Origin of the sequence: Halorubrum sp. Ea8 (assembly GCF_002252925.1) — an archaeon.
GTDB lineage: Archaea > Halobacteriota > Halobacteria > Halobacteriales > Haloferacaceae > Halorubrum.
This window is the reverse complement of the sequence record NZ_NHPF01000102.1, coordinates 1-3385: the sequence shown is the minus strand read 5'-3', so window position 1 is coordinate 3385 and position 3385 is coordinate 1. Positions and strand designations below refer to the sequence as shown.

At 48.0% G+C, this 3385-nt stretch carries 6 protein-coding genes; 5 read left to right on the top strand and 1 reads right to left on the bottom strand.

All coding sequences use genetic code 11. The annotated features are described in order from the left end of the window. The first annotated feature begins 395 nt into the window (after nt 1-395). Together DJ74_RS20035 and DJ74_RS11575 are read left to right on the top strand one after the other, a co-directional pair. Nucleotides 396-452, top strand: coding sequence for a hypothetical protein (locus DJ74_RS20035; RefSeq protein ID WP_394338315.1), 57 nt, complete (start codon nt 396-398; stop codon nt 450-452). Nucleotides 453-569: 117 nt separating this feature from the next. After that, the gene (locus tag DJ74_RS11575) at nt 570-875 is read left to right on the top strand and encodes a hypothetical protein (protein WP_094527343.1); all 306 of its coding nucleotides are present in this window, start codon (nt 570-572) and stop codon (nt 873-875) included. Nucleotides 876-906: 31 nt separating this feature from the next. Here the strand turns inward: DJ74_RS11575 and DJ74_RS11570 are convergent, their stop codons facing one another. Beyond that, nucleotides 907-1500: a site-specific integrase gene (locus DJ74_RS11570; RefSeq protein WP_094527342.1), complete on the bottom strand. Its 594-nt coding sequence runs from the start codon at nt 1498-1500 to the stop codon at nt 907-909. A gap of 709 nt (nt 1501-2209) precedes the next feature. Between DJ74_RS11570 and DJ74_RS18775 the strand changes: the two genes are divergently transcribed. The 3 genes from DJ74_RS18775 to DJ74_RS18770 all read left to right on the top strand — a co-directional run bounded on the left by DJ74_RS18775 (nt 2210) and on the right by DJ74_RS18770 (nt 3261). Next, on the top strand, nt 2210-2482 hold the full coding sequence (locus DJ74_RS18775) for a hypothetical protein (RefSeq protein WP_141212702.1): 273 nt from the start codon (nt 2210-2212) through the stop codon (nt 2480-2482). Nucleotides 2483-2557: 75 nt separating this feature from the next. After that, entirely contained in the window at nt 2558-2851 is a 294-nt protein-coding gene (locus tag DJ74_RS11565; protein ID WP_094527341.1) for a phage repressor protein, read from the top strand. 170 nt (nt 2852-3021) lie between these two features. Next, on the top strand, nt 3022-3261 hold the full coding sequence (locus DJ74_RS18770; protein WP_141212514.1) for a winged helix-turn-helix domain-containing protein: 240 nt from the start codon (nt 3022-3024) through the stop codon (nt 3259-3261). Nucleotides 3262-3385: the final 124 nt, after the last annotated feature.

The following is a 3385-nucleotide window of genomic DNA, read 5'->3' as shown; positions in this document are numbered from 1 at the left end:
AGCGGTAGCGGATCCGCAACCACAGTCGATACCTCCGACTTCGAGATTACCTCCCTCGAGCCGGGCGATGTAACCGTCGAGCAGGGCGAGACGGTCGACGTGACGGTGATCGTCGAAAACGTGGGTGGCCCCAAGGGATCGACGCCGCTTGAGCTCCGTCTTGATGGTGTTGTAGTCGCAGAAGGAGAGATCCCGACGNNACTGATGACGGTTCGTCCGGTGACGGTTCGTCCGGTGACGGTTCATCCGGTGACGGTTCGTCCGGTGACGGTTCATCCGGTGACGGTTCATCCGATGACGGTTCGACTGATGACGGTTCGTCCGGTGACAGCTCGTCCGGTGACGGTTCGACCGGTGACGACGGTACTGACGATAGCACACCCGGCTTCAGTGTTATCGTCACGCTGCTTGCGCTGCTGCTGGCAACCGGGCTCCTGACCCGCCGCCAGTAAGCACTCACCGTCTCCGGCTTCGGTTTGAGCCGTGGTGGGTGGCAGCTGACACCCGAATCCGAGCACTCACAAACGACCGCCACACCCCAACGAGAACACACGACAAAGACGCAATCGATGGATCGCATCAACAAAACCGATTTTAAGATATTAGAGGCTCTTGCCGACGGCGAGCGCAACATCGCGGCGAACATCGCGCTCGAGATCGACGCGAACCGTGGGTATATCAACAACCGGTTTAGCTACCTACTGAGTAGAGATCTTGTGCAGCGTGTTGGCCCAAAGGAGCGGAGTGGCCTCTATCAAATCACAGAGAAAGGCGAGGTTGCGGTTGAACACAAACAGAAATATATCAACGATACGGTTGATAACTTTGAATCGTTCGTCGAAGATCGGCTCTCAGAGCAGACCGATAGTGGCTAGCTGAGCCATATTAAGCAGTTGTTGGCGGTGTTTACGCTCTCATCGCCTCACCAATACGCCCTTCCGTTGGCTCAGTAAGATACGGTTCAATCGCAGAGTAATCGCTCCACCCACCAAGCGACATCATTGTCCGAACGTCAACCTGCCGCTCAACAAGATGGTATGTCGCCCAGCTGCGCCGGAGATCATGCGATGACACATGATGCCAACGGTCGGTGTCGGTCTTATCGGAAATCTGGTGTGCAGCCTCTTTCACCCACCGCCGGACGGACGATGTCGAGGCGTCAACCCAGGGGTCAGACCCTGAAAGATCCTGCTCGCGCGTGTATTTGTGGAGATCATCGGCGACATCCTCAGGCATCCAGGCATCACGAACTGTTTGCCCACCGCCTTTCGTGTTCTTTCCCCGCACTTCGAACAGCCAGATCTCTCCATCATCAGACCACCGAAGGTCATCACTACTCGGATACGAGACCTCATCTGCTCGAAGCCCACACCGGCCCATCAGCTGCATCGCGATCTCTCGATGCCATCCGTTCTCACCAGCAACGCGCTCGAGACGATCGAGCTCATCGGGTGAAAGCCAACACTTGACGACGTCCCCAGAGTCATCGAGCCGGATCATAATCGGATCTTACAGACAATCCGATTAAATAGGAAGGGTTTGACTTCGTCAGTTGGGGATCATAGCGAGCTGTGAGCCAATTTCTAGTCGGGTTGTATAATAACTCGATTATGGTTACGGAGAGCGTGTTAGAAAAAGAGTGTAGCAATAATAGATGAGAGAATAACCGTCGTGAGAATAATAAATGCGTAGCCAACAAGCGGGGTAACTGCATGGTTATCTGAGATAATTCCCAAGTTCTTACTAGTTCGATCTTTCCAACTTCGGATTGTTATGATGTCAGCTAGCTTCAAGAATCGTGACATACCAATAGTATGTACCAAAAGCAAATAAATTAATGGGACGAGCTCGCTTGTCAGCGAAAGACCGCAGATAACATTACTAATATGATACTAGAGAAAGAAATAAGTGATAGTACATAGCAACAGTATGTGATGGAATCAATGAAGGAGACCAAAAAATTCGCTCTCTGAGAAAGTAGCCCCACTTCTTCACTTTGTGACAACTAACTAACTGAAGCTACGACAGCGTACACAATCCGACCCCGAAAATCTACCAAAACAAAAATCAGAATGAACAACACATTAATAAACAAAACAATGAATAGAGCAATTAATTGAAATTGTTGTTGAAAATACTAGTCGGAGGTTTTTGCTCCCAAGCACTCATACTAATAAGATGAAGTAATTACAATGAGATGTTCAATTAAATGGATGGAACTGTCGAGAGTGGAGATGAAATAAAAATGGCGGGCTCAACAGAGGTGCCACCTAGTTTGAGATGGGCAGTAATCAAGTCGATGATGAATGCTCAGACTCACACTAATGCGAGTCTCGAACAGTATCTATTGTACGTTACACACGAAAAATTCGATTTAAATAAAAAAGAGATTGAAGTCTGCCTCGATGAGGCAATTACTAGTCAAAAACGCGCTCTCGAAGATCTAAAAGCCGCACGTGATATCGTCCAAGAATTAGAATAGTACTCTGCTTCATTATCCGATCCTGATAGCGAAATAAGGATCAGACCTATATTGGATGCCGATAGTTTGTCGGTAATGCGGCTAACGGTTCCCACTGATTTCGAAATACTTCGTGCGCTCAGTGATGAGAAACGAAATAATGCTATTAATATTGCTGCTGAGATTGACCGGAATCGGTCGTATATTAACACTCGGCTTCCTGTTTTGGCAGATTTTGGACTTCTCAAGCGGGTTGGGCCTGCACCAAACAGTGGGCTCTACGCCATTACAGAGAAGGGACAACTAGTTGCCGAGCATCAAGACGTCTATGAAGATGATAGCACCGACTTTGAAACGTTCATTGAAGATAGGTTAACCAGCGAAGACTGATATCATTCTGGGCGGGGACAATAAGTTTGTGAACGGTTGGAAGAAATCCGATCCTAACAAGCAGTCTGTCGCCAAAGAGTATACCTCCTCACTCATTGTACAGCGTATAACAATATACCAACAGAAAATACTGATCGGTAGTCAGCGAAGTAATTGACAAAGAGAATATTATGTCATCCATCACATCGACCGACCGTCAAATTCTAGAGGTGCTCGTTACAGAAGGACGAAACAACGCGATCAATGTCGCTGCCATTCTCGACCGGAATCGTCCATATATCAATACACGCCTCTCGGTATTAGCTCGAGAAGGCTATGTCAAACGAGTTGGACCAGCACCGAACAGTGGGTTGTACGAATTGACATCCACCGGACGACAAAAAGTAGACTCTCAAAAAATAATTCAATAAACTAACACCAAGTGCTGCAGGATCTCCTTACTCAAAATAGTATGTGAAATAATAATACGTTGTCACTTTTGCCGCTTCGGCCAATCATAACTTGTAGTATGTACTAGTAGTATCTGCGGAAAAC